Source organism: Nonomuraea indica (assembly GCF_002850745.1).
GTDB lineage: Bacteria > Actinomycetota > Actinomycetes > Streptosporangiales > Streptosporangiaceae > Nonomuraea > Nonomuraea indica.
In genome coordinates this window covers 1-1170 of sequence record NZ_PJOK01000111.1, presented here as the reverse complement: position 1 = coordinate 1170, position 1170 = coordinate 1, and the positions used below count along the sequence as shown (strand labels likewise).

Annotated in this window: 1 rRNA gene; it reads right to left on the bottom strand. The window is 57.4% G+C overall.

Annotation, left to right across the window (positions count from 1 at the left end):
- Window positions 1-2 precede the first annotated feature (2 nt).
- Window positions 3-1170: ribosomal RNA gene (locus tag CXR44_RS38675) — 23S ribosomal RNA — on the bottom strand; the annotation flags it as partial.

Genomic DNA, 1170 nt, shown 5'->3' with positions numbered 1-1170 from the left:
TTGTGGTCAAGTCCTCGGCCTATTAGTACCGGTCAGCTCCACACGTTACCGTGCTTCCACCTCCGGCCTATCAACCCGGTCGTCTACCGGGAGCCTTACCCACTCACGTGGTGGGAGACCTCATCTCAAGGCGAGCTTCCCGCTTAGATGCTTTCAGCGGTTATCCCTTCCGAACGTAGCCAACCAGCCGTGCACCTGGCGGTACAACTGGCACACCAGAGGTTCGTCCGTCCCGGTCCTCTCGTACTAGGGACAGCCCCTTTCAAGTCTCCTGCGCGCGCAGCGGATAGGGACCGAACTGTCTCGCGACGTTCTAAACCCAGCTCGCGTACCGCTTTAATGGGCGAACAGCCCAACCCTTGGGACCTACTCCAGCCCCAGGATGCGACGAGCCGACATCGAGGTGCCAAACCATCCCGTCGATATGGACTCTTGGGGAAGATCAGCCTGTTATCCCCGGGGTACCTTTTAGCCGTTGAGCGACACCGCTTCCACACGCCGATGCCGGATCACTAGTCCCAGCTTTCGCTCCTGCTCGACCCGTCAGTCTCACAGTCAAGCTCCCTTGTGCACTTACACTCAACACCTGATTACCAACCAGGCTGAGGGAACCTTTGGGCGCCTCCGTTACCCTTTAGGAGGCAACCGCCCCAGTTAAACTACCCACCAGACACTGTCCCCGATCCGGATCACGGACCAGAGTTAGACGTTCAAAACGACCAGAGTGGTATTTCACCAATGACTCCACCCGAACTAGCGTCCGAGCTTCCCAGTCTCCCACCTATCCTACACAAGACGCTCCAAACGCCAATGTCAAGCTGTAGTGAAGGTCCCGGGGTCTTTCCGTCCTGCTGCGCGTAACGAGCATCTTTACTCGTAATGCAATTTCGCCGGGTCTGCGGTTGAGACAGCGGGGAAGTCGTTACGCCATTCGTGCAGGTCGGAACTTACCCGACAAGGAATTTCGCTACCTTAGGATGGTTATAGTTACCACCGCCGTTTACCGGCGCTTAAGTTCTCACCTTCGCACAGCAAGCTGCGCTAAGCGGTCCCCTTAACGTTCCGGCACCGGGCAGGCGTCAGTCCGTATACATCGTCTTACGACTTCGCACGGACCTGTGTTTTTAGTAAACAGTCGCTTCCCCCTGGCCACTGCGACCCCCACCAGCT